The organism is Chryseobacterium sp. L12 (assembly GCF_056133985.1).
Genome location: NZ_JBVYOF010000012.1, coordinates 128375 through 152820 on the forward strand (window position 1 = coordinate 128375; position 24446 = coordinate 152820).

At 33.7% G+C, this 24446-nt stretch carries 20 protein-coding genes, 1 tRNA gene and 1 pseudogene; 11 read left to right on the forward strand and 11 right to left on the reverse strand.

The features are described from left to right. Window positions 1–12: 12 nt before the first annotated feature. The 5 genes from AC0NBN_RS07350 to AC0NBN_RS07370 all read right to left on the reverse strand — a co-directional run bounded on the left by AC0NBN_RS07350 (window position 13) and on the right by AC0NBN_RS07370 (window position 7967). Window positions 13–891 (reverse strand): bestrophin family protein, encoded by an 879-nt coding sequence (locus tag AC0NBN_RS07350; protein WP_160812804.1) that lies wholly within the window; start codon window positions 889–891, stop codon window positions 13–15. A gap of 31 nt (window positions 892–922) precedes the next feature. Beyond that, window positions 923–1663, reverse strand: coding sequence for a methyltransferase family protein (locus tag AC0NBN_RS07355; RefSeq protein ID WP_474467772.1), 741 nt, complete (start codon window positions 1661–1663; stop codon window positions 923–925). Between the two features lie 62 nt (window positions 1664–1725). Next, window positions 1726–3045 (reverse strand): efflux RND transporter periplasmic adaptor subunit, encoded by a 1320-nt coding sequence (locus AC0NBN_RS07360; RefSeq protein ID WP_160812803.1) that lies wholly within the window; start codon window positions 3043–3045, stop codon window positions 1726–1728. Window positions 3046–3116: 71 nt separating this feature from the next. Then, window positions 3117–7481, reverse strand: a complete 4365-nt coding sequence (locus AC0NBN_RS07365) for a CusA/CzcA family heavy metal efflux RND transporter (protein ID WP_160812802.1) — start codon at window positions 7479–7481, stop codon at window positions 3117–3119. Window positions 7482–7634: 153 nt separating this feature from the next. Then, complete coding sequence (locus AC0NBN_RS07370) at window positions 7635–7967, reverse strand: DUF6660 family protein (protein ID WP_474467777.1); 333 nt, start codon at window positions 7965–7967, stop codon at window positions 7635–7637. Between the two features lie 718 nt (window positions 7968–8685). Here AC0NBN_RS07370 and AC0NBN_RS07375 point away from each other — a divergent pair. After that, window positions 8686–9351, forward strand: coding sequence for a response regulator transcription factor (locus AC0NBN_RS07375; protein WP_160812801.1), 666 nt, complete (start codon window positions 8686–8688; stop codon window positions 9349–9351). Between the two features lie 6 nt (window positions 9352–9357). Further along, complete coding sequence (locus AC0NBN_RS07380; RefSeq protein ID WP_160812800.1) at window positions 9358–10743, forward strand: sensor histidine kinase; 1386 nt, start codon at window positions 9358–9360, stop codon at window positions 10741–10743. A gap of 140 nt (window positions 10744–10883) precedes the next feature. Here the strand turns inward: AC0NBN_RS07380 and AC0NBN_RS07385 are convergent, their stop codons facing one another. Beyond that, the gene (locus AC0NBN_RS07385; protein ID WP_474467783.1) at window positions 10884–11138 is read right to left on the reverse strand and encodes a sigma factor-like helix-turn-helix DNA-binding protein; all 255 of its coding nucleotides are present in this window, start codon (window positions 11136–11138) and stop codon (window positions 10884–10886) included. On the opposite strand from AC0NBN_RS07385, the gene mobB reads away from it, so the two are divergent. The 6 genes from mobB to AC0NBN_RS07415 all read left to right on the forward strand — a co-directional run bounded on the left by mobB (window position 11107) and on the right by AC0NBN_RS07415 (window position 17125). Further along, the gene (gene mobB / locus AC0NBN_RS07390; protein ID WP_160812798.1) at window positions 11107–12351 is read left to right on the forward strand and encodes a conjugal transfer protein MobB; all 1245 of its coding nucleotides are present in this window, start codon (window positions 11107–11109) and stop codon (window positions 12349–12351) included. The genes AC0NBN_RS07385 and mobB overlap by 32 nt on opposite strands. Before the next feature lie 109 nt (window positions 12352–12460). Then, window positions 12461–13195: a helix-turn-helix transcriptional regulator gene (locus tag AC0NBN_RS07395; RefSeq protein ID WP_160812797.1), complete on the forward strand. Its 735-nt coding sequence runs from the start codon at window positions 12461–12463 to the stop codon at window positions 13193–13195. A 72-nt stretch (window positions 13196–13267) separates the two neighbouring features. Beyond that, the gene (locus tag AC0NBN_RS07400; RefSeq protein WP_160812796.1) at window positions 13268–13819 is read left to right on the forward strand and encodes a dihydrofolate reductase family protein; all 552 of its coding nucleotides are present in this window, start codon (window positions 13268–13270) and stop codon (window positions 13817–13819) included. Between the two features lie 136 nt (window positions 13820–13955). Then, window positions 13956–14804 (forward strand): RteC domain-containing protein, encoded by an 849-nt coding sequence (locus AC0NBN_RS07405; RefSeq protein WP_474467791.1) that lies wholly within the window; start codon window positions 13956–13958, stop codon window positions 14802–14804. An 886-nt stretch (window positions 14805–15690) separates the two neighbouring features. Then, window positions 15691–16479, forward strand: coding sequence for a histidine kinase (locus AC0NBN_RS07410; RefSeq protein WP_160812795.1), 789 nt, complete (start codon window positions 15691–15693; stop codon window positions 16477–16479). Continuing rightward, on the forward strand, window positions 16457–17125 hold the full coding sequence (locus tag AC0NBN_RS07415) for a response regulator transcription factor (protein ID WP_160812794.1): 669 nt from the start codon (window positions 16457–16459) through the stop codon (window positions 17123–17125). Before AC0NBN_RS07410 ends, AC0NBN_RS07415 begins: the two co-directional genes overlap by 23 nt. A 382-nt stretch (window positions 17126–17507) precedes the next feature. Here AC0NBN_RS07415 and AC0NBN_RS07420 read toward each other — a convergent pair whose 3' ends face one another. The 4 genes from AC0NBN_RS07420 to AC0NBN_RS07435 all read right to left on the reverse strand — a co-directional run bounded on the left by AC0NBN_RS07420 (window position 17508) and on the right by AC0NBN_RS07435 (window position 19986). Continuing rightward, on the reverse strand, window positions 17508–17888 hold the full coding sequence (locus AC0NBN_RS07420) for a hypothetical protein (protein ID WP_160812793.1): 381 nt from the start codon (window positions 17886–17888) through the stop codon (window positions 17508–17510). Between the two features lie 237 nt (window positions 17889–18125). Further along, the gene (locus tag AC0NBN_RS07425; protein WP_160812792.1) at window positions 18126–18599 is read right to left on the reverse strand and encodes a hypothetical protein; all 474 of its coding nucleotides are present in this window, start codon (window positions 18597–18599) and stop codon (window positions 18126–18128) included. Window positions 18600–18652: 53 nt separating this feature from the next. Beyond that, the gene (locus AC0NBN_RS07430) at window positions 18653–19033 is read right to left on the reverse strand and encodes a hypothetical protein (protein ID WP_474467800.1); all 381 of its coding nucleotides are present in this window, start codon (window positions 19031–19033) and stop codon (window positions 18653–18655) included. A gap of 404 nt (window positions 19034–19437) precedes the next feature. Continuing rightward, window positions 19438–19986 carry a hypothetical protein gene (locus AC0NBN_RS07435; protein ID WP_160812790.1) on the reverse strand — a complete coding sequence of 183 codons (549 nt, stop codon included), beginning with the start codon at window positions 19984–19986 and terminating at the stop codon, window positions 19438–19440. 426 nt (window positions 19987–20412) lie between these two features. On the opposite strand from AC0NBN_RS07435, the gene AC0NBN_RS07440 reads away from it, so the two are divergent. The 3 genes and pseudogenes from AC0NBN_RS07440 to AC0NBN_RS07450 all read left to right on the forward strand — a co-directional run. Further along, window positions 20413–21444 carry a serine hydrolase domain-containing protein gene (locus AC0NBN_RS07440; protein WP_160812789.1) on the forward strand — a complete coding sequence of 344 codons (1032 nt, stop codon included), beginning with the start codon at window positions 20413–20415 and terminating at the stop codon, window positions 21442–21444. Window positions 21445–22530: 1086 nt separating this feature from the next. Further along, window positions 22531–22740 carry a hypothetical protein gene (locus AC0NBN_RS07445; protein ID WP_160812788.1) on the forward strand — a complete coding sequence of 70 codons (210 nt, stop codon included), beginning with the start codon at window positions 22531–22533 and terminating at the stop codon, window positions 22738–22740. Window positions 22741–22790: 50 nt separating this feature from the next. Next, window positions 22791–23696: pseudogene (locus tag AC0NBN_RS07450) on the forward strand (recombinase family protein); the annotation flags it as partial. Window positions 23697–24318: 622 nt separating this feature from the next. On the opposite strand, the gene AC0NBN_RS07455 reads toward AC0NBN_RS07450, so the two are convergent. Next, window positions 24319–24390, reverse strand: a tRNA-Arg gene (locus AC0NBN_RS07455). Window positions 24391–24446: the final 56 nt, after the last annotated feature.

The window sequence follows — 24446 nt, forward strand, 5'->3', positions numbered from 1 at the left end:
TTGATGAACGCCCTACATCTCATAATAGGAGGTATTTTCTTTTTTATGAGGTACATTTTTTTCACCTGTCATTTGAAGAAGGTTAATTTCAATCGTCTGAGCCAGAGCTGTCATGGGTGTGTCAACAGGAGTGTTCTCAAAAGGGTCCTGCATGATAATAGCTGTTTTCTCTATAGAAATAAATATAATAGGGACAATAATGGTAGTGGCTATTTCTACAGTCAACTGAGAATCTTCCAAACCAAAAGGCAATAAAAAAGCAAAAACATAAATTAATGTATGCAACAGGATACTGTAAGCTCTTGGAAACACTGTATTTTTCAATCGCTCGCATTTTCCCATACTGTCACATAATCTCATCAGAACCTCATTTAACTGAACTTCCTTAAAATCAGAAATATGGCCTTCTGCAGCAATTTTTCTAATCTGTTCTGAATGCTTATCCAAAATTGCATTAGGAATATTTGTTCCCGTTATGTTGTGGGTCTGAAGATAATCCTTCACTTTATCCGAAAATGTCTGTTTTCTTAATGCTTCACCTAAAGCATAAACCCATATGATCTGTCTTTCTGCAAATTCTTTATTCTCATCAGGTAATCCAGGAACAAATTGTTTTACTAATCTTATAAAAGATCTTGAATCATTGACAATAGCTCCCCAAACAGTTCTCGCCTCCCACCATCTCTCATAGGACTGTGCTGTTCTGAATGCAAGAAGTAATGACACTGCTGTTCCCAGTAATGCAGGGATGCTTAATGGAATAGATATTTTTTTAAATAAAGATATGTCATCCAAAAAACCTATAATAAGAGCAAAAAATACGATCAATATGATCTGGTATTTAATCTGACTGACAAAATATCCAATCGAAATTCTTTTGTTGAGTAACATCGCTTTTTGTTTTTTGATATTTATATTTTTTCTACCTGTTATTTTCGAGGGAGAATACTTTTTTTCTTTTTATTATTTTCAGAACTACATATAACAGCATTGTTACGATGCAGCCTGCAATAAAAACATTATTAAAATGAAGGTGATTATTCATAAGCTCAGCTGTAAGATCAAAGACTGTAAAAATCAGAAAGATGGCAAAAAGTCCGTTTTTTTCTTTAAGTAAAACTTTCCTGATACTGAATCTTAGATGATTACTTTTAAATAATGAAAAATTGGGTATAAATGGAGGGACTCTTTCAGTCCATCTGATATAATAATCCCCAAATTTTCTTTCAAGAAATTGTTCCTCAGCAAATACGATTCTTTCATAATAGATCCAATAGGAAAGGATGAATGAAACGATAAACCATACGTTTTCAGTAAACAAAGCCAAACCAAGCCACATAAAGAAATTTCCCAGGTACAATGGATTTCTGACAATACTGTAAATACCTGTTGTATTTAATTCATCAGCCACCTGACCCGCTTTTGTATTTCTGCCCGATGTGTTTTTTGGAGTAAAGCCAACTGTGTAAATTCTTATACCTAATCCGAATATACTGACAAGAAGGCAAATTATTTCATAATAAAGATTACATTCAGAAACACTTCTGTTCCAGTTGGTCTCAATAAAAACTGCTAAGCCAATGAAAATAACAATAAGTGGTAAAAAACTCCTGTATCTGAATAGCCAGTTTCCTTGTGTTTCTAATTCTTGTCTTAAAGCCATAATAATCAATATTTAAAAATAAGAGTGAAATACCTTCCGGTTAATTTCACTCTTTTTGTTAATTAATGTCCGTGATCTCCAGCGTTCGATAATTTAGCATTCACGAAGAAAGCTCCCTTAACTACAATCTTTGCATCTTTTGGAATTTCAGTAACAGGAGTAATAGCGGTATAGCCCATTTCTGATGAACCTTTAGCCACTTCAACTTTTTCAAAATTCATTTTCTTTCCCTGTTCTTTTGCATGATTTCCAGCTTCCTGCTCATTTTTATGACCGTGTTCAGCTTCCCCTTCATCATGTCCATGTCCGTGATCATCATCTGCCTTCTCTATAGCTTCATGCTCCTCAGCTTTTTTGTCTGTTTGTACAAATACATAAAATTTACCGTCAGCCTCTACTATTGCTTCATCAGGAACAGCAGGTGTTGTAGCACTCTCAAGATTAATTACACCTGTTATATTCATTCCGTCAATCAATCCTACTTTATTTCCTGTCACATTGGCATGAACAGAAATGGTCTTGCTTTCATTTTCAAAAGAAGAACCTATACTGTAAACCGTTGCATTATAAAATATCTCTGGGTTATTTGTAAGTTTAAACTGTACATTCTGTCCTACCTTCATTTTAGGTAAGTCTCTTTCGAAAACCTGAAGATCCAAGTGAATTGAACTGTTATCAATCATTTCCAGAACAGGAGATGAAACATCTACATAGCTTCCTATTTGGGCGTTGATATTACTAATTACACCACTGATAGGAGCAGTAATAACCAATCCTGAACGCAGGTTTCCATTAGTTACTCTTCCTGGGCTTATACCCATCAGCTGAAGCTGTCTCTGTAAAGATGCTCTTTGTGTTCTCAGGCTTTTCAGTTCTGCATCAGAACTCTGAAGATTCTTTTTTGCTCCCGCATCATTGTCAAATAGCTCTTTCTGTCTTCTGAATTCCTGTTCCGCAAAAGATATTCTACTGTTTATGGTGAGATATTGTTCTTGCAGCTGAATGTATTCTGGATTACTGATACTTGCCAACACCTGCCCTTTTCTTACATAATCACCAATCTGAAAATTAATCGTTTTAATAACACCCCCATATAATGAGGTCATCATTGCTTTTTTGTCATTGGGAACCCTCAACAATCCGTTAGCTTTTATGTTTGACGTTAGATCTTTCATTTCTACCTGTCCCAATAAGACTCCTACAGATTTCATTTGTTCTTCTGTAAGTTCAGCAATAGTTTTCGGTCCTTCTTCGTGAGCACCTTCTTCAGCTTGTTCTGTTTTGGGTTTTTCGGTTGTTGCTTCCGCTGTATCTTTCTTTCCGCAACTAATGGCAAAAAGTGAAATTAAAGCTAGAGATACAATACTATATTTGATTTTCATCTTTATAAATTTATTTGTCAGATGAAGTACCTGTAATACCGATTTATTAATAGCATTACAGGCATTTCATTTTATTGATTGATTATTGAATTAATGATAATGACAGATTCATTGACCTGCTGAATGGATTGCAGATATTTCAATTGAATGTTAGTCGAAGTCTGCAAAGCAAAAAGATATTCCACATATGAGATTTCCCCTGTTTTATATCCCAACTGTCCTGCTTTCGTAATCTTCTCAGCATTTGGAATAGCCTGATTGACATAGTAATCATATTGTTTTACATTTTGCTGATACTGATTTAAAGCGTTTTCCAACTGTGCTTCCAATTGTTTTTGCTGATACTTAGCATTGGACTCCGCCATTTGTTTTTGATAATCCAATGAACGAATTCTCGCCTTTGTTGCACCAAAAGTCAAAGGAATTGAAACGCCTATTGTCGCAGAATGAAATCTGTTTCCACTATTAAAATATTGATCCATCCCGTTGACAGTCTGAAAACCAACCAGTGACTGATTCGTATAACCTATTGTGAAATCTGGTAAACCTAGGGACTTTTCAACCTTTTTGTTTTTCTCAGCGATCTCCATATCCTGATAAAAAGCCCTCACCGTAGGATGTCTTGCAACAACAGTGCTGTCCAGAACATAATCCGCTTTCAGAGGATGATAGTTCTCATCATATAATATGGTAAAATCCTCAGAGGTATTTAAAAGTGCTTTCAGGTTTTTGTACGCATTAATCAAGTACACCCAATTTTGCTTAAGTAACAGATTAATTTCTCCTTTCTGCGTTTCTGCAGTATTAATCTCAATTTTTTTGACATCCCCTGCTTTAAACCTAACTGTTGCAATTCTAATAAAATCAGTATATAAGCTATCTAGATTCTGCAACTTTGTTTGATTATACTGCAGATACTCTATCTGATAATAATATGTTCTAACCTGCTTAGCCAGCTCATTTGCAGAAACTTCCTTACTGATCTGTTTACCTTTTACCTGCTCATTAATCAGCTCTCTTTTTGCCTTAAATAAGCTTGGAAATGGAATTGTCTGGGAAATGGAGAACATTTGATCAAACTTTTTCGAGTTATACTGTCCCAATTGCATATCTGCATTCATTTTAGGAAGTTCTTTAGCTGTAGGCAATAGTGCTTCCGTGGCTTTGATATCCAGATCTTTTGACTTTATGAGGTTATTGTTGGTTAGCGCCATCTTGGTAGCCTCCTCAAGACTCAAAGGATTACCTTGTTGTGCTTTAAAAGTCTGACCTAAAAAAAGAAACCCTAAAACAACAATTGTTGTAACAGATTTACTGCCTATTTTTTTAAAATTGATTTTAGTATTAAAAATAATGTAGAGCATAGGCAATACAAACAAAGTAAGGAATGTAGCCGTAACCAAACCTCCGATAACAACTGTTGCCAATGGTTTCTGAACTTCTGCTCCTGCTCCCGTAGAAATCGCCATTGGTAAAAATCCTAAAGAAGCTACAGTTGCCGTCATCAAAACAGGTCTTAATCTCGTTTTTGTACCTTCCATTACGCGCTTTAGAATATCGGTCTCGCCTTCTTTTTCCAATTGGTTGAAAGTGCCTATCAAAACAATTCCGTTCAAAACCGCAACTCCAAACAAAGCAATAAATCCAATTCCTGCACTGATACTGAATGGCATATCTCTTAATAGTAAAGCGAAGACACCACCAATAGCACTCATTGGAATAGCTGTAAAAATCAATGCTGCCTGTTTAAAGGAATGGAATGTGAAATATAAAAGCATAAAGATCAGTAGCAACGACACAGGAACAGCAATCATCAACCTTGCGCTCGCAGCCTTTAGATTTTCAAACTGACCACCATAGGTGAAATAATATCCCGACGGGAGCTTAACCTGTTGATCCAGCTTTTTCTGAATATCTTCCACAACGCTTTCAACATCTCTGCCTTTCACATTGAAACCGATAACAATTCTTCTTTTTCCTGCCTCACGACTGATCTGTGCGGGACCTAATTTATAACTTACATTTGCCACCTGTGAAAGAGGAACCTGCACTCCGGAATTGGTAGAGATCATTAGGTTATTTACATCGTCTATATTCGTTCTGTTCAAACTGTCTAAACGGACAACAAGATCGAATCTTCTTTCATTTTCAAAAACCTGCCCTGCTGCCTGTCCTGCAAATGCAGTACTTACAGCACTGTTGACATCCTGAATATTCAGTCCGTAGTTGGCCATTCGGGTTCTATCGTATTCCACATTAATCTGCGGAAGACCGCTGACACGTTCTATTTGTGGAGAAGTTGCTCCCTGAACCGATTGAATAACTTTTGCTGTTTTATCTGCATAAATTGCCAATGAATCTAAGTTTTCACCAAATATCTTCACAGCAACGTCCTGTCTGATACCCGTCATAAGCTCGTTGAAGCGCATTTGGATCGGCTGGTTTTTTTCAAAGAAAACTCCTGGAATGGTCTCCAGTTTTTCAGAAATTTCATCGGCTAATTGTTCATAGGATTTCTTGGTCTTCCACTCATCCTGCGGTTTTAATACGACAATCATATCTGTGGCTTCCGGCGGCATCGGATCAGTAGGTACTTCTGCAGCTCCTGTTTTTCCTACAACCATTTTAACCTCATCGAATTGCTTGATAATTCTTGAAGCCTGCATTGAAGTTTCAATACTTTGACTTAAAGAACTTCCCTGTGGTAAAATACAGTGAAAAGCAAAATCTCCCTCCTGTAATTGAGGAATAAATTCTCCTCCCATTCTACCAAAAATCAAAACTGCAATGGCAAATATGGCAACTGTCACTCCTACAAGCCAATATTTAATTTTCAGAGCTTTTTCCAGAAGAGGCTGATAGATCTTTTGGAGTCTGTTCATCATCTTATCTGAGAAAGTCTCTTTATGAGATGGCTTTTTTGATAAGATCAAGGCGCTCATCATAGGAATGTAAGTCAGTGACAAAATCAAAGCACCTAGAATTGCAAATCCTACTGTCTTAGCCATTGGTGTGAACATTTTACCTTCAACACCCACTAAAGTCAAAATCGGAATATAAACGATTAAGATAATAATTTCTCCAAATGCAGCACTGCTTCTAATCTTTGACGCAGAAAGGAAAACCTCTTCATCCATTTCATTTTGAGTCATTACTTTCATACTTTTTCTCATTCCGAGATGATGAAGGGTGGCCTCGACAATAATTACTGCCCCATCGACAATCAAACCAAAATCAATCGCTCCCAAACTCATCAGGTTGGCACTTACCCCAAAAACATTCATCATTCCTAAAGCGAATAGTAATGAAAGGGGAATTGCTGAGGCTACAATCAAACCTGCTCTTAAATTTCCAAGGAAAAGAACCAAAACAAAGATTACGATCAATGCTCCTTCAATCAGGTTTTTTTCAACAGTACTGATTGCTCTTCCTACCAGATCTGTTCTGTCCAAAAATGGCTCAATCACAACATCTGCAGGGAGCGATTTCTGAATGGTAGGAATTTTTTCTTTAACTCTTTGAACGACTTCATTACTATTGGCGCCTTTCAGCATCATAATTACACCTCCCACTGCATCTACTTCGCCATTATAAGTCAAAGCTCCATAACGAACTGCGTGGCCTAAGCCAACATTAGCTACATCTTTAATGAAAATCGGAACACTTCCTGTCTCGTTTTTAACGGCAATATTCTTAACATCTTCAATCGAAGTAACAATTCCGATTCCACGGATGAAGTAAGCATTCGGCTTTTTATCAATATAAGCACCTCCGGTGTTTTGATTGTTTTTCTCTAAAGCAGTAAATATATCTGTGATACTTACTCCCATTGCTTTTAGACGGTTTGGATTTACTGCAACTTCATATTGTTTCAACTCTCCTCCAAAGCTGTTAATTTCTGCAACTCCTGGAGTTCCGTTAAGCTGTCTGCGGACAATCCAGTCCTGCATTGTTCTTAGTTCCTTACTGCTGTATTTTTTCTCACTGCCTTTTTTAGGGTGAAGAATATATTGATAGACTTCGCCCAAACCTGTACTTACAGGAGCCATTTCAGGTGTTCCCACACCTTTCGGAATTTCTTCGGCAGCTCTTTTTAATTGTTCACTAATTAGTTGGCGGGCAAAATAAACGTCGACATCTTCTTTGAAAACAACGGTAATTACAGAAAGTCCAAACCTTGAAATACTTCTTGTTTCTTCAATATCTGGAACATTCGCAATGCTCTGTTCAATAGGAAATGTGACAAGTTGTTCAACTTCCTGTCCGGCAAGTGTAGGACATACAGTTATAATCTGTACCTGATTATTAGTGATGTCAGGTACGGCATCGATTGGCAGTTTGGTAGCGCTCCACGCTCCCCAAATGACTAACATCAAGGTCATTATTCCTATAATGATCTTATTTTTGATGCTAAATCTTATGATTTTATCTAACATTAAATATAATTTTTATTGAACTTCTACGAGGTACCATTATAAAAGATACCTGAAAGAACTACAAAGATGAACAGAAATACCATGCAATGATATTGCAATGTTTCCTATGACAAATTGATGAAAGTCGAATGACCTTCATTGAATCAATAAAAATTAAATCTTGGGGGGTTGCCAGATCTGGTCGTAAACTAAATAAGCGAAATCATTTTTCTGAAAATGAATTTTTTTTGAGAAATATTCAGTGACCTTTTTTTGAAATGGAAGGGGTTCACTGTGAAAGGAAGCTACTGTTATCTGACAGCAATTGCAAGAACACAAAGGTGAACAAAGATCTTCCTTATGTTCATCAGAATGGTTTTTTTCAGATTTTTGCTGACTGCTGTAAGTTTCTTTAGCATTATTTGAAAACTTTACATACACATCACTACATGGTACAAAAGAAAGTACCATAAAGTAGAATGTCAATAAAAGATTCAAAAATTTCATTAAAAAAAAATTAATCCTAAAACAAGTATAATAAGTGACCTAGGTTTTTTCATCTATCAACATAATATCAGAAAAAATAGGTTAACTATTTTACCGATGTAAAAATACTGCTTTTTAACCAACACACATATTGACAATAGCATTCTTAAGTAAATCTTAAGTTATAGGTTTTTATAATAACACCACAGGTTGTAATTTCATCTAGTTCTCACATAACATTTATACGAATCATTAAAATAGATATTCTGACAGATAATAAATTTAAAAAAATACTGTCATTAAAATTTTTAAAGGATTTCTTTAAAATTCTCTTTAACTTAAAAAATTTACAATCAATAACAATTATCAAAATTTCCAGTTTACAAAAAACCGGAAGACAATCTTCCGGCAACAAGAAAAACTATGTATATAAATTATGAAACCTCAAAAAAACTAAACTCAGAGATAATACATAGCATTGAGATAATTACAGAAACTACGGGATCCAATCTACAAGACAGAGAATATAAACCGTACCCTGCAAAATTATTCTATATTCAGATGACAAATAAATAATATGCCTTAAGATTTACTTAATTATTTGTCTTTACTTACTAATTATTTTTTTTAGCGATAAATACAAGTCGTTCTTCGAAAATATTTTTACTTTTGTTAGTAAACCTGATAATTTGAACAAATTATCCTTTAACTGAAATATTAAAAACTATTTGGCAATTAGATGAAGATTTTAATTATTGAAGATGAAGAGAAGCTGCTTCAGCTTCTAAAAGATGGGCTGGCAGAAGAAGGGCATCAAATCGACACTGCTAAAGATGGAAACAGTGGTCTAATTAAGGCTGTTAATCAAAAATTTGACCTCATACTTCTTGATTGGATGCTTCCCGAATTATCAGGCCTGGAAGTATGCCTGAGGATAAGAAAAAATGACAGTAATACTCCTATTCTATTTCTAACATCACGTGATTCTCTGGAAGATGTGATATTAGGTCTTGAAACAGGAGCAAACGACTACATTAAAAAACCTTTCCGCTTTGAGGAGCTTATTGCAAGGATAAATGTATACGCTCGAAATATTGATAGAGAAGACAGAGAATATTCGCTTGGAGATATTAAAATCTTAACGGAAAAATTTCAGGTTTTAAGGAATAACAAAGAAATTCCGCTCACCCAAACAGAATATGACCTCCTGAAATATCTCGTTAAGAATAAAGGTACTGTTCAGTCAAGACCAGATATTTTGCACCATGTATGGGGCATTAATTATCAGTATGACGCCGGAGTTATTGATGTATTTATCAACGGAATTAGAAAGAAGCTGGGCATAACCCCAAGTGATGAGAGAATAAAGGCTGTTCGTGGTCGTGGATTTATTGCAAAAGACTGATAAACAATGCCAGATTTAACATTTAAAGACCGAATATCACTTTACAATTTATTAGGAGTTGCAGTACTGATTTTAGGCGTTTTCTCAGCCATTTATATAACCGTTGCGGTGACCATCAATTTTGATATTAATGAAGAGCTGAAGAGGGAAGTAAATGTACATCGTGAAAAAAGCACTAAAATCAACGGTAAAATTACGCTTGTTCATAAAGAAGAGTGGCAGCAGTCAGAGCATAACACGATTGATATGAATCCTGTTTATATCCAGATTTTCAACAACAATGGTGAAAGCATAGACAAATCTCCGAACCTCGGAGCTAAAAGTCTTATTTTAGATCTTTCTTCTCAAGATGAAAAATTTTCAGATTCCCACTTAAATTCAGTTCCTATAAGGCAGATTCAGATCAATCTTGAGGAAGATGGGCAAAAGTTTGGATACACAGTAATTGCGATGTCTGTAAATCCTCAGTACCGTATATTATCAAGTTTGATCTATATTTTGGTAATAACCTATTTTTTTTCCTTGCTGTTTCTATTTTTCCTCACGCGTTTTATTGCTGGAAGGAGTATTCGTCCTGCCCTTTCCATAATGGAAACAACCAAAAACATAACCGCAAACAATCTTAAGGCAAGAATTACACTGCCAGCCAACAAAGACGAGCTTTACACTTTGTCTCAGAATATCAATGAATTGTTGAATAGAATAGAAAATGCTGTTAATCGTGAGAAACAATTTACAACTGATGCCTCACACGAGCTTAGAACTCCTTTAGCCATCATTCAGACAACACTTGAAATACTCATTCGAAGACCAAGAAGTTTAGAAGAATATGAGGAAAAGATTAATTCCTGTATAGAAGAGGTTAACCGAATCGAACATACAATCACTCAGTTAATGATGCTTGCAAGATTCGAAGAATCCGATTCAAATTTTATGCTTCAGCCTCTAAATATTAGAAACACAATAGAAAATGCAATACAAAGAAATAAGGACAAAATTGAATCTAAATTCATTACCATAGAGGTTTCTTGTGAAGAAAATATTTTAGTTTTCTCACACGAATCTATGCTGTCAATTATGATAGGAAATATCCTTTCAAATGCTGTGAAATATTCCCATCAAAGTGGGACTGTTAATATTTTAGTTAAAACTGATGATAATAATATTATTTGTGTCGTGAGCGATAAAGGCATTGGTATTCATTCTAATAATATGGATAAAATCTTTGACCAGTTTTATCGTTCTGAACCAGGAGAACATCAGCACATTAAAGGAACTGGATTGGGACTGTCAATAGTTAAAAAAATAACTCAACTGCTTAATATACAAATTGACATTGAGTCTATTAAAGGAAAAGGCACAAGAATTATTCTTAAAATCCCAAGAGCCTAAAATAGACCATATTAAATACCTAAAATTTTAAACATCAATAATACAAAACTAAAATATCAGTCATGAGTAGTCTAGATATCCAGAAAATCAAAACTTGATGACGATACTTAAGCTACAATACTTATCAAAGTTATTTGATGTTAAGATTTGATATACTGCCCACAAATTTGACATATGGACTCCCCTCTCAATTTCCCCTTTGAGTCGATTTCATATCTGCAGCAGTCAACAAAATTACTGATCAGAATACCTTTAGCTCTCTTCAGCCTAACCTTTACATTAGATAATGATATACAATTCTCTTCAGCGACTTCCTTCTGACTTTTTGCTTCAACATATATCTTAATCAAAATATTTTTATATATGTCGGGAATGTACGGAGCGATTTTGTACAATCAGCAGAAAGTGGACAGGGAAAACGGAGCGGTTCTGTTGCTGAACAAAATACCCGACACGGTGGACGGTCGGTATTCCGTAGCGTATTTCAATCAGTGTTTTGAGCCGTATCTGTCAGCAAACATCAAAACGGAAAAAACGGTACGGCACATTTCATTGAATCCCGACCCAAAAGACAAGGTAAGCGATGAACAGTTTACGGCAATGGCACAAGAGTATATGGAACGTATGGGCTACGGCAATCAGCCCTATATCGTTTTCAAACATACCGACATTGACCGAACGCATATCCACATCGTTTCGACCTGCGTAGGCGTTGACGGAAAGAAAATCCCCGATGATTACGACCACCCACGTTCAATGGCTATCTGTCGGGATTTGGAACAGAAATATAACCTGCACAAAGCCACCGAGCAGGAACAGAAACAGGGCAATAAAGTTTTCAAACCTGTTGATTATCGGCGTGGCGATATAAAAAGCCAAATTGCTTCGGTAGTCCGTCATTTGCCGAAATATTACAGCTTTCCGACTATGGGAAGCTATAATGCTTTGCTGTCGCTATTTAACATTACAGCAGAAGAAGTCAAAGGCGAGCGGAACGGTCAGACCGTAAACGGATTGGTGTATGTGGCATTGGACGGGAACGGAAACAAGGCAAGCAATCCATTCAAAGCATCGCTTTTCGGTAAAGAAGCAGGGGTTGCACATCTTCAAAAACACTTTGAACAGTCCAAAGACAAGATGAAAACCAACCCTGCAAGGTCAGTTTTAAAGAATACCGTTGAATTGGCTATGCACACGACAAGCAACGAAATAGAATTTAGAAAACAATTGACCGAACACGGTATTAATATGGTTGTTCGCAGAAACGACGACGAACGGATTTACGGAGTAACTTTCATCGACCACGAGAGCCGTACCGTTTGGAACGGTTCAGCTTTAGATAGAAACCTGTCGGCAAATGTTTTCAACGATTGGTGGAACAACGGTAACAAACCCAAACTGAAAACACAGGACAACCCTATTTCCAAGACGAATACAATAGATAATTTGCCAACAAAAGACCTTTTTGGGTTTATCTCACGGGAGCATTCGCAAAATGTGGATTTGGGGTTGTTCAGCCCGTTACCCCAAGCACAGGGCGAGGATTACGAGGAAGAGCAGTTTGCCAACCGAATGAAAAAGAAAAAAAAGAAAGGCAGGAGATTGTAATTTGCTTGCAAATCACACCTTCCCTGCAAAGCGAACAGCAGAAAATATTTTGTAATTTTGTCGTATCTATAAACACGTTAGTGTTCATTGTAGAATCGTCAAAAAATAAATGGAGTACAAAAAGAAAGAGCCTTACAAAGACCTCAAACGCTTTATTCATTTCTATTGGGAATTAAAAGGAAATAAACTTGAAAGACAGTGGGAACGGGTTTTTCCAGACGGTTGTGCAGGTGTATTGATAAATTTAGGAAATACTTGTTTGACAGACAACGGCTCATTTTCTTTGGAGTTTGGAAAAACGTATGTGGTGGGTGCGATGACTTCATTTAAAGACAGCTTTATCGATAATGATACTCATTTATTGGGCGTGTGTCTAAAACCCGCAACTTTTGCAAATTTCTATAATTATGCCTCACAAAATGAATTGACAAACGATACAATTGAGTTTGAAAAATCCAATTCATTCAATGTCGATAAAATCTTTGACAACCCATTTGATTATCTTAGCCAATTTTTCTCCGACAGAATAAAAGCAAAAAATATTCCATTGCAATCGGTTATTAATGATATTCATTCTACAAACGGACAGATCAGTATTCACGAGCTGTCAAAACGAAATTTCACAACCGTAAGACAGTTAGAGCGAAATTTCAAAAAGTTCGTTGGACTATCCCCGAAAGAATATTCAAATATCATTCGCTTTCAAAATGCTTTGACCATTATCAAAAATTCAGATGAAAATAGAAGTTTTTTAGATATTGCCTTTGAATGTGGCTACTATGACCATTCGCACCTTACCAATGAAATCAAACGAAATACGGGACTTTCGCCATCACAACTTTAAAATTGTCGCATTTTTCCAAAGTAGAAACTGCCGTCCAAAGCTAACTTTGCAGAAACATTAATATTTAAAAAAATGCGAAAAATATCACTTTTCATTGCAATGAGTTTAGACGGTTACATTGCAAAACCTAATGACGACCTTACTTTCTTGAAACTCGTTGAAAAAGCAGGAGAAGACTATGGTTATGGAGAATTTACAGACACAATTGACACATTGATTATTGGCAGAAGAACCTATGATTATGTGCTAAAAAATGTCGGTTTATCTCATTACGACAATGGACAACGAGATGTTTATGTCATCACAAGAACGGAAAGACCGCAAGTAGGTAGAACGACTTTTTACACAGGTAATTTGAATGAATTGGTCAAACGACTGAAATCTGAAAAAGGTAAAAATATTTATTGTGACGGAGGAGCGGAAGTAATAAATGAACTATTGAAGCACGATTTAATAGATGAGTTTATCATTTCGATAGTCCCTGTTTTATTAGGTAATGGAACAAGACTTTTTAAAGACAGCAGACCAGAGCAAACACTTGAATTTCTCGAAGTCAAAACGTTTGAAACAGGATTGACACAACTGTATTACAAACGAAAAAAAATAAAATCACAACAAGATTAAAAGGCTTTATTTCTGAACAAGTTTAAACCCACTCCCCAAAAGAACAAAAAGGTAGCAATATAAGGTGGACGAAAGCTACTTGCCTAAGTTGTAGCCGAGAAAAGCGTGAATATTGCTATTTTTTGTGTGTCAAATAATGTCAATCATAAACAGAATGGAACAATTTTACAACGAAATGCTGAGCAGGTTAGAAACGGCAATCAACGGGTTGGAAATTGAAACCGAAAATCCTTTACAGCAGATAGAAGCCATTATTTCTACTATTACCCAATGCCTGTCCGAAGTAAAAGCATATGTGCTAAAAACAGGGTTCAGCAGTGAAGACGAAGAAATCCGCTTTTTCAAGCATCAGAAACCTGCAATTGTTGCAAAGCTCATTTATTACAATGCAGTCTATAAGATTGAAGCCAAGAAGCCTTACGGTGGAAAAGAAGTTATGGAAGCCTACTTAAATAAGGAATTGTCAAAGCTCAAAAGGTTTTTCGATAACAATATGACTTTTTACAGCTATTACAGAACCGATAGTGAGTATCTCGACCATACTTATTTTGTGCGTGGCAAGCACGATATAAAATTGAATTTGGACACGTTCTATTTTGAAACCGACCACAGCTTTGCCACTTCCCACGATTACAAGGTCGCCAAGATTATTGCCAACGATTTGATAAAGGGCTACCTCGAAGACCAACTTAACGACATTGCCAACGAGAATAAACCGCCAACACTGCAAAAATTGAATTGGACAGGTAGCAAGACCGCTTTAACGGAGTTGATTTACGCACTACATTCACAAGGCATATTCAATAATGGCAATGCAGATACTAAACCTATCGTCAAAGTCTTTGAAAGCACCTTTAATATTGATTTGGGGGATTTCTACCATACATTTGTAGAACTTAAATCCCGAAAAATAAACCGCACCAAATTCCTTGACAGTCTTAAAGAAACCCTTATCAGAAAAATGGACGAGCAGGACGGAAGATAGCAATTGTTCTATCAGTATTATGTTAAAAGGGCTTTGCTAAGCCCTTTTTTCTTGTCCTGTAATCCACACAGGGAATAAAATGTTTATTTGTTTTTGAGAAGTAAATATTTTGTATATTTGCTATGAGCTAACGGAAACGTGTTGAAAAGCAAAGCAATAAGCACCGTTACCAAATCGTTACCTTGTAATCTTTGATTATCCACATAAGAGCCTTGTATTCAGCCGATACAGCTTTTCTCTGAAAACTTTAAAATAAAGTTGTATAATTCCTTATGGTATTTTAAAAGTCTATCCTCACTGTTCATATCGAAACAAAATTAAAAAAAGGCTGAGAAAATCAGCCCTTTATACCTGTTAATTATTACAGAAGCTGCATTTTGTGCAATCACAATTTGAACAGGTACATTTTCTGTCCTTACAATTAACACAATCACATTTTTTGCAGCTGCAATCTTTACATTTACATTTTGACATAATAATCTTTATTTTTAAATTCTATTATGTAGACTAAAAAATAGTTAAAAAGATACATTTTTATACGTTTAAAAAAATGATTGCATTTAGAAAAGGGAATATTAGAAAAATAAAAAATATATTAAGCAAAAGAGCTCAGGCAATACGCCTCTTCTTACACATGTTGGAATAGTTAAATTACCTATTGACCCTTACTATAAAACCGTCGATTTTTGTAAATAATAACTAAATTGTATACCACTTAAATTAATTTTATTTAAAAATAATAATCACTAGCTTTTGTTGCATAATGAAATCAATTTCAAATAATTATTACTGTTTCTTATTTTTCCTTTTTATGAATTCTATTTCCAATCTAATAGAAATGAAGCAATATTAACAATACTCTTGTAAGGGTGTATACAGCAAATTTATGGAACATCAAAAAAGTTTAAAATTCGTTTTTTTTATAGGAGCAATAATTGTTGCAATTTCTATTTTATGTATTATTTTATTAATTACAATTTATCGCAATAAACTATATAAAATTAAAAGGAAAGAGTCTGAAAGTTTGTTGAATATATCTTTAGAATCTGAAAAAAAAGAACGTAAGCGGATTGCATCTGATCTTCATGATAGTGTTAGTGGGGATCTTAGTGCTGTTCAGAATTACATTACCTATCTTCACAATAAAGAGTCTGATAGTTTTAAAAAGGAAATATTTCAGGAAGTAGAACTCGCTTTACATAATACTCTCAAAAACATTCAGGCTATTAGCTATAATCTGATGCCTCCAATGCTGGAAAGCCTAGGTATTGTTTCCACTTTAAAAAGTTATTTTGAAAGGATAAGAAAGTGGAATAATGTTTTAATATTTGAAGAATATTTAATCGAGGATATACCAATTCCTGCATCGGATTCGTACGAAATTTACAGAATTATTCAGGAACTTGTTACCAATATTATCAAACATGGTAAACCGGATCAAATAACAATTTCAGTATTCCAGGCAGAAAGCAATATTATTTTTGAAATATTAGATAATGGATCTTGTTTTAACTTTTATAAAAGCGTAAAAGAACCTATGGGTATGGGGCTTAAAAATATAACATCAAGAATACGATACATTCATGCCAGCCTTCTCCAGCATTCCGTTGCAAAAGGTAACAAAATACAAATTTTAATTAATCTCAAAACTTATGATGCGTATTGCAATTGCTGACGATCACACCCTATTTAGAAAGAGTTTGGTCTTGCTGATTAATAGTTTTAATAGCATTAATGTTCTAATTGATGCTGCCAATGGTAAGGATCTTTTGAAAGAATTGTCTTATAGAAATGTTGATATAGTGATACTTGATTTACAAATGCCTGAAATGGACGGGTACTCCACTGCTTTGAAAATAAAAGAGATGTTTCCGCATATAAAGATTTTAATCTTAACTCATATGACTGAAACAGATACTATTCGCAGAATGTTTAAATCAGGAGTCCATGGTTTTTTTACAAAAAATACCCCACCTAAAGAACTTGAGGATGCAATTTGGAAGCTTAAAACAGATGGCTTTTATTTTGAGAAAAACCTGCAATCTGTCATAAACGAAATTTTACTCGATACAAAGACCTCTTTATCTAATGATTGCAAAAAAGTTGTTTTTACAGAGAGGGAATTGGAAATAATAATTCTTATAGTTCAGGGATTAAAAGCTAAAGATATTGCAGAAACATTATTTATCAGTACGAAAACAGTTAACTCACATAAACAGAACATTCAGCAGAAGTATGGTTTTGAAAGCATTATGGAAGCTATTTTATATTGTATCAATAACAATATCATTGACTTGAAACAAATTCAATTTAAAAAATAGTCGTTTTACCTATTTTGTCATACCAATTTCAATCATAACTTTGAGGATGACTGCTAGATGTTATTTCAGAATAAATACTAAATAGCTTTCCATAGTTTAATTAATTTATCATAGTATGGTAATAATAGTAATTATTACCATACTTTTTAAATTGATAGAGAAGTATTTCCACATATATTCTTTTATAAATTTTACATAAACTTTTTAGTTAGAATTATTCCTATCAAATTACGAAGCGTAAAAAAAATTGTTATGATTTTAATATATTTTGACTAACCGAAAATTAAATTAAATATATTTTAAAATAGTGAAAAAGTAGAATTTTTAATCATAGCTTAAAGCACAAGAAAAGAGACTGTTTTTTGTAAAACAGTCTCTTTTCTTAATTCTCTTTTTCTTTTTTGTCATCATTATGACGTTCTTTTTCAGAATGATGTTCAGGATGATCGTGATGCTCTTTTTCATCATGCTGCTCTGGTTGATTGGGATCAAAACCCTGATGATGTTCTTTATGTTCATGATGTTCCTTTTCAGCATGATGCTCTTCATCATTGTGTTTTTCCTGATCTTTATCATTGTGATGTTCTTTCTCAGAATGATGTTCAGAATGATCATGATGCTCCATTTCCTCATGCTGTTCTGGTTGGTTGGAATCAAAGCCTTCATGGTGCTCTTGATGTTCGTGATGCTCTTTCTCGGAATGGTGTTCTTGATGACCATGCTTTTCCTGGCCTTGTCCAGAACTGTTTTGATTATTACTCATAATAAATAATTTAGGTTACTTTTATACTGAAATGATATGCTAACTTTTTAATAAAATGATACTAAATTTAAAATTTGCTTTAATATATGATAAACCATTTAATATAAAGTCCGTATAGATTAATGATCTTTAACACTATTGATATACTGTAGCTATGTGAGAATAATAATATTGCTATACGATTAAATCTCTATGTTTTCCACGTTATAGCTAACCTCACACATTAAAACCTCTATCTCAATTCAATTGCTCTAAAATCTCACAAAATTTGAAATCTTTATAATTTGCTGGAACTGGAATATCTAATTGATTAAGTCTCGAAACTAAATTCCTCTTCAATGAGAAACTAAAGGCTTTTTCAATTCTCTGAAGTTTTAACTTAGGTTTGTAATAAATAAAACTGCCTGATCCACAATTGCACATATCAACGTCTTCACTGCATAAAATGTAAAATTTCTCATTTTCATCCAATATTTTAAAAGCTCTAACACTACTTTTTTCAGTTTTTTGAATGATTAAAAATTGTTTTTTATCCAATTCTATAATCTTATTTGGAAAGGCTTCTTTTGGTAGAACACCTCTTTTGTAAAGATTGTTTGTGAGAGAATGATTTTTATGCGGTGGTATGTAATACCTGTAAAAAGGTACTTGAGCTTTTAAGTGTGACATGCTTATCAAGAACAAGATAATTGCAAAGATTGATTTAATCATATTTATTCTTTTAATTACAACAGATTTATTCTTTTGCTGAGATAAACCAAACGCTAACGTTTGTAAAACCTATTGTAAATGTCATTAATTATTGTATTCGAGTTGATTCCTTTATCTGGAAGGCTTTTCAAATTTTTCAATTCGTTTATAAACTCAGGGTTAGGATAGTCGGCTTCCAAATTTTTTATAGTTAGTTTTTTTAAAGGCGAATTCAGATCCTTACTGTAGAAATACACATTATACGTTGAAGACATCCGGTAACCACCTGATTCCTTTTTGGAATATATGATAAGCCCTTCTGTATCTATGACTTTGTGATACCCGTACGTACCAAAAGTGGCATTTTTGTCGAAATAACGAAATAAATCGTTGCCTTTTTGATATCCCCATAAACTCCCATGTGCATATTTACGTTTATTTTGTCCATCTTTCAATACCAACTTATTATAGAAAATGCTGAACTTTTTAGATTTACCAGAAAGACAGATGCTATCGTTAGTTTGATTATTTTCATAGTTCTTATAGGTTGTGTAAAGCTTGATACTCTCAATGCAATTTTCAGCAGCCTTTGTTTGAGAGAGTAATACCAAAGGATTTAACAGAAGCACAAACAAAATTTTCGATAACATATCCTCAATATATTTAAACAGTAAGGCAATTTTTGAGAACTGCCTTACTTAGGTTAGTTTTTTAAGATTTAAATTCAACAGTTATTCTTTGATAAAAAGTGCTGCTATTGAAGATCCTAGCCTACCACCGACAGCTCCGAGTAACGCCCCTATACCTACACCAGCTAAACCACCACCTATTCCACCGATAGCACCTCCAATTGCTCCACTTATAGCTCCTTCAGCATCTTTTTTCCAAGGCCATCTAAACTTTCTTGCAGTTTTGATCTCTTTCCATTTTGAGTTAGAACTCGTTTCCTGTAATTCACCATATTGGGCACTGTATTTTGCAACAGCTGCATAAAGAAGAGGATACGATTGTTTTCGACACTCATCTTACTCGATAGAATATCATTTTCAATGCTGTCAATCTTACTTACTACTTCGCTTAACGATAGATCGTCTGATAAATCATTAATGGAGTTTATAAAATCCATCCCCTCTTTTGTAATTAAATCTTTTTGCAGTAACCAGTCGATCATACCGGACAATAGTAATTTTTCGGTTCTGTTAATTGATTCGGAGATGAAAGCGTTCCAATTTACGTATGTTTCCGAACTGGAATTGTCTGATAATTTTTGAACGTACAATGCGCAAGACTGAACAATCTGGTCTATGGTGGAAGAAGGATTGATATTGCCGCTAACAAATTGCATTCCGTCGTTGTGCATTTGCCCAACTTGATTGTATGGGTTGCTTAAAATTGAGGTCGTACCCATAATACTTAAATTTTAGAAATTAAATAATCATACTTACTCATCATTGTAGCTACCAGATGATTGATTTCAAATTTAGGACACCCTTATATGCTATACAATAGGTAAAATACTTATTTATTCTACCTAAGCAGTTCAAAATCAACGAAATTTATAGTTTATAATCATTTTATTTAAGAAAAGATCATAATTCAATAACAAATAAAAACTTCATTTTTTTATTTTAAATTATCTATTCATCAGTAATCTGATCCGTAACATTGATAATTTAAATATAATTGATACTTTAGATTAGGGATAAATAGATTTGAAAACTGTCGAAAAGCAACATTTGAAAGCAAAAATCACTTTTTTAATTTAATTTTATTACAGATAATACCTTAATTTTAAAATAATTAATATTTTTAAAATCTAAATTTAAGATTATTAATGATGAAAAAGGCTCTTTTCATAATACTCACTTCCCAGCTGTCATTTGCACAAATAAAAACATTTAGCAATAACACAATCAACAAAAAAGAATTTGAAAATAAATTACTTAAGGCAATGGATTCTTTAGACGTCAACGGAATGAGCATTGCAGTAATTAATAATGGAAAGATTGTCTACAACAAAGGTTTTGGCTATTCTAATGTAAAATCTGGAAAAAGAATTACTAATTCAACTTACTTTGAGGCTGCATCATTGTCCAAACCCGTTTTTTGCTTATTCGTTCTTAAATTGGCCAATCAGGGAAAAATCAATCTTGACAAACCCGTTCATGAATATCTTCCCTCTGATAATATTAGCGATGAACGCTATAAAAAGATTACAGCAAGAATGGTTTTAAGTCATACTACCGGTCTTCCAAATTGGAGCGAGACCAAAATGGTAACTTTAGAATCAGAACCAGGAACCAGCTTTTCTTATTCAGGTGAGGCATTTGTTTATCTTGCCAAAGTTATTGCCAAGATTTATAACACTAATCTCAAAAATTTAGATAGTATTTTTCAGAAAGAAGTCGCCGATGAGTTTAAATTAGACAATTTTAATTTTGTAATCACCCCCGAAATAGAAAAGGATCTAACAACAGCTTATCAGGGAAAAAGTGAAGTTAAAGATGAAAGAGATCGATTAAGTTTTGATCCGGCAGGAGGACTTTACTCCAATCCTACGAATTATGCTCAGTTCTTAATCCAGTTAATGAACCACAAATCGGAATACAAAGATATGTTTAAGCCTTTTATAAAATTGGAAGATAATAATATCATCAAACAATACTTTGGAATCAAGTCTTGGACATTGGGACTAGCCGTTGAGGAGATTAATGGTTCTCAAAACTATTGGCACGGAGGAAATAATTTGGGTTACACCAATTCATTTACAATCAATCCTAATAAAAAATTTGGTTATGTTTTTTTTACCAATGCAGATCAGTGCAATTCAATGAAAAAAATTGTGGAAAATATTTTGTGGAAATAAAAAACATTTCCAAAACAAAAAAAACCGTTTTATTATTTACAGAGTTAATAAAGCTCTTTATTACCAAAATAAGGAAGCTCAAAATATAAAGTAAATTATGAAAGAACTTTTTCATCAATTATACCTGTCTTATTGTACATTCTAATTTTGAGGTACAAAATTTAAGATTTTGAGAAAAATTAGACAAATTAATTATTTGAAAATCAATTTAAGCAAAAGACATCTGAAGTCATTATATCTCTATCAGTAAACAGAGAGAATGTATATTTAAAAATTTAGATCCACTAATTTTGTAGCTGAATCAAAAATTTGGAAAAAAAGATTCGATTACAGATTAGCGTCTGTTTTAAAATATACTCCCTTCTGAATTTAAATTTTTAAACGTTCTTATCTCCACTGATTATCTTCGAAATAATACCTGGTTCCGAGCCCATATCTGCCAATAAGACTCCTCCAATATGAATAACGATAAAGGTAACGATATACTACAGTTATTTATATGGATAGTTTCCATCAAATCTTTCCATCCTTTTGGTCCATTGACTATCATAATTCCAGTAAATAGTGAGATTGCAAAAAGCACATAAAAAATAATATAAAGCCAAGATTTAAGTCTATCCTTTGCAGAAGTGAGCTTTGAAAAAGGATTTTTGAAAGAAATTCCTTGAACTAGATTTAATATCATCTTAAAATATAAAGGGCAATAATATCAAAAGAATATGTAAAATATCAATACTACTATCTTTAACATACTTTATTGAAAAAAAATGCGAAAAGACGTTTCCGACCAAAGGAATTGGAGGGTACCTTTAGGGAGAAAACCGTTTATGCCGTAGTCTTTTGGCTGGAATGTGTGATGGCTGACCGATATACCTTAGCTGCCTTTTTACCGGTTGTATTTGAGAAAATGTGTTTACATCTATTCTAAATTGAATTCAAAAAAATTTACTCTTAACCACTTAATGAAGACAAAAGCTGACAAGTAATTATTGAGTAGCGACAGTAAATAATCAATGCATGAAACATATCATAATTTGAATAAAACCAAGAGATAATCTCTTGAAAAGAAGATAATGATACGTGCTTATGAAAAAGAATACTCCCATTAACTTGTCTACCGATACGCAATCTGAAAATGAGAAGAGCAATCATGTATTTCAAAAAATTTCTTTTGAAAAATCAAAAAAAATATTAAATGATCATAACCTCAATTTAACAGAAAATGAAATTAAGGAAGTTATGGAATTCATTCACAAATTAGCTGAACTAACTATAAAAGAATTTATTTTAAAATAAATTCCTTATATTGCCTTGATTACGAAATCATTAACACAAAATATTCACCAATGCAAATAGCCGATTTATATATTAGAGTTTCTACAGATGAACAAGCCGATAAAGGCTACTCCCAAAGAGATCAACATGAGAGATTAGAGAAATATTGTCATCAAAACCAAATCACCATAGGTCAGGTTATTTTCGAAGATCACTCCGCTAAAAATTTTAACAGACCTGAATGGACTAAATATATCAATCATCTAAAGAAGAGAAGTCTAAAATCTAATGTCGTTTTATTTACAAAATGGGATCGTTTTAGTCGAAATGCAGGTGATGCATATCAAATGATAAAAGTGTTGTTAAACCATAATATTTCTCCTCAAGCTATAGAACAACCCTTAGATATGTCTGTGCCAGAGAATAAGATGATGCTTGCAATTTACTTAGCTGCTCCAGAGGTTGAAAATGACAGAAGAGCACTTAACACTTTTTACGGCATGAGAAGAGCTCAAAAAGAAGGAAGATTAATGGGGACTGCATCTTACGGTTATATTAATAAATGTACAGAAGATGGAAGAAAATATATAGCATTAAAAGAACCTGAAGCCTCAAACATGCGGTGGGCGTTTAATGAAATTGCTAAGGGAAAATACGCTACCAATCAAATCCGGCTTAAAATGAATAAAATGGGAGGTGCTAAGATTAGCAGTACTTCATTTTACAGGGCAATAAAGAATCCTGTTTACATTGGTAAAATTTATATAAAACCATACAAAGATGAGGAAGCATGTACGGTAGATGCCAAGCACGAAAGTTTAATATCAGAGAGCTTATTTTATACAGTTCAAAATGTTTTAAGTGGAAAAACCCTAGCTGAAAGACCTCAAGGAAAAATTATTGCAACTAGTGAGTTTCCATTGAGAGGTTTTTTAAAATGTCCTAGATGTGGAGGACATATTACTGGTAGCGGGTCTAAGGGAAAAAAGGATGTTTACTACTATTACCACTGTAATTCAAAATGTGGTTACAGACATTCTGCAGATTTAGTTAATCTGGCGTTCGAAAAAGAACTAAAAAAATATGAATATCATCAAGCAATAAATTCATTATTGAAGGAAGTTCTTACAGCTAATTTTAAACATATTCAACAAAGTGTTGGCACTAAGAAAAGAGAAATATCACTACAAATTGTCAATTTAAATAATCGATTAGATAGTGCTAGAGAAAAATATTTAGAGGATAAATTAGATTTTGAAGATTATCAAATTATTAAAAATGAAAGTAAAAAGAAAATCGACGAATTAGAAATGGAGCTCCAAAATCAAAGATTAACTCGTAAAAATACAGATATTACTTTAAGACTTGATCAAGTATTAAAAGTACTTCCTAATCTCTCTCATCTCTATCAAACAGGCGATTCTGAGACAAAAAAAGAAATACTGTGTTCGATTTTGTCTGAAAAACTTGAATTTTACGAAAATGCTTTTCGAACACCCAAACTTAATTCCGCACTCGCTTATATCTTAATGATAAACAATGAGTTACAAATTAAAAAAAAAGAAAAAAGCACTCCTAAAAGTGCCTTTTCCCGTCAAGTGACCGCAGAAGGATTCGAACCCTCACTGTCGGAGCCGAAATCCGAAGTTCTATCCATTAAACTATGCAGCCCTTTTTATTTAATTGATATGATGGTCATTCATTAATCACCATTTATCAATAATTTT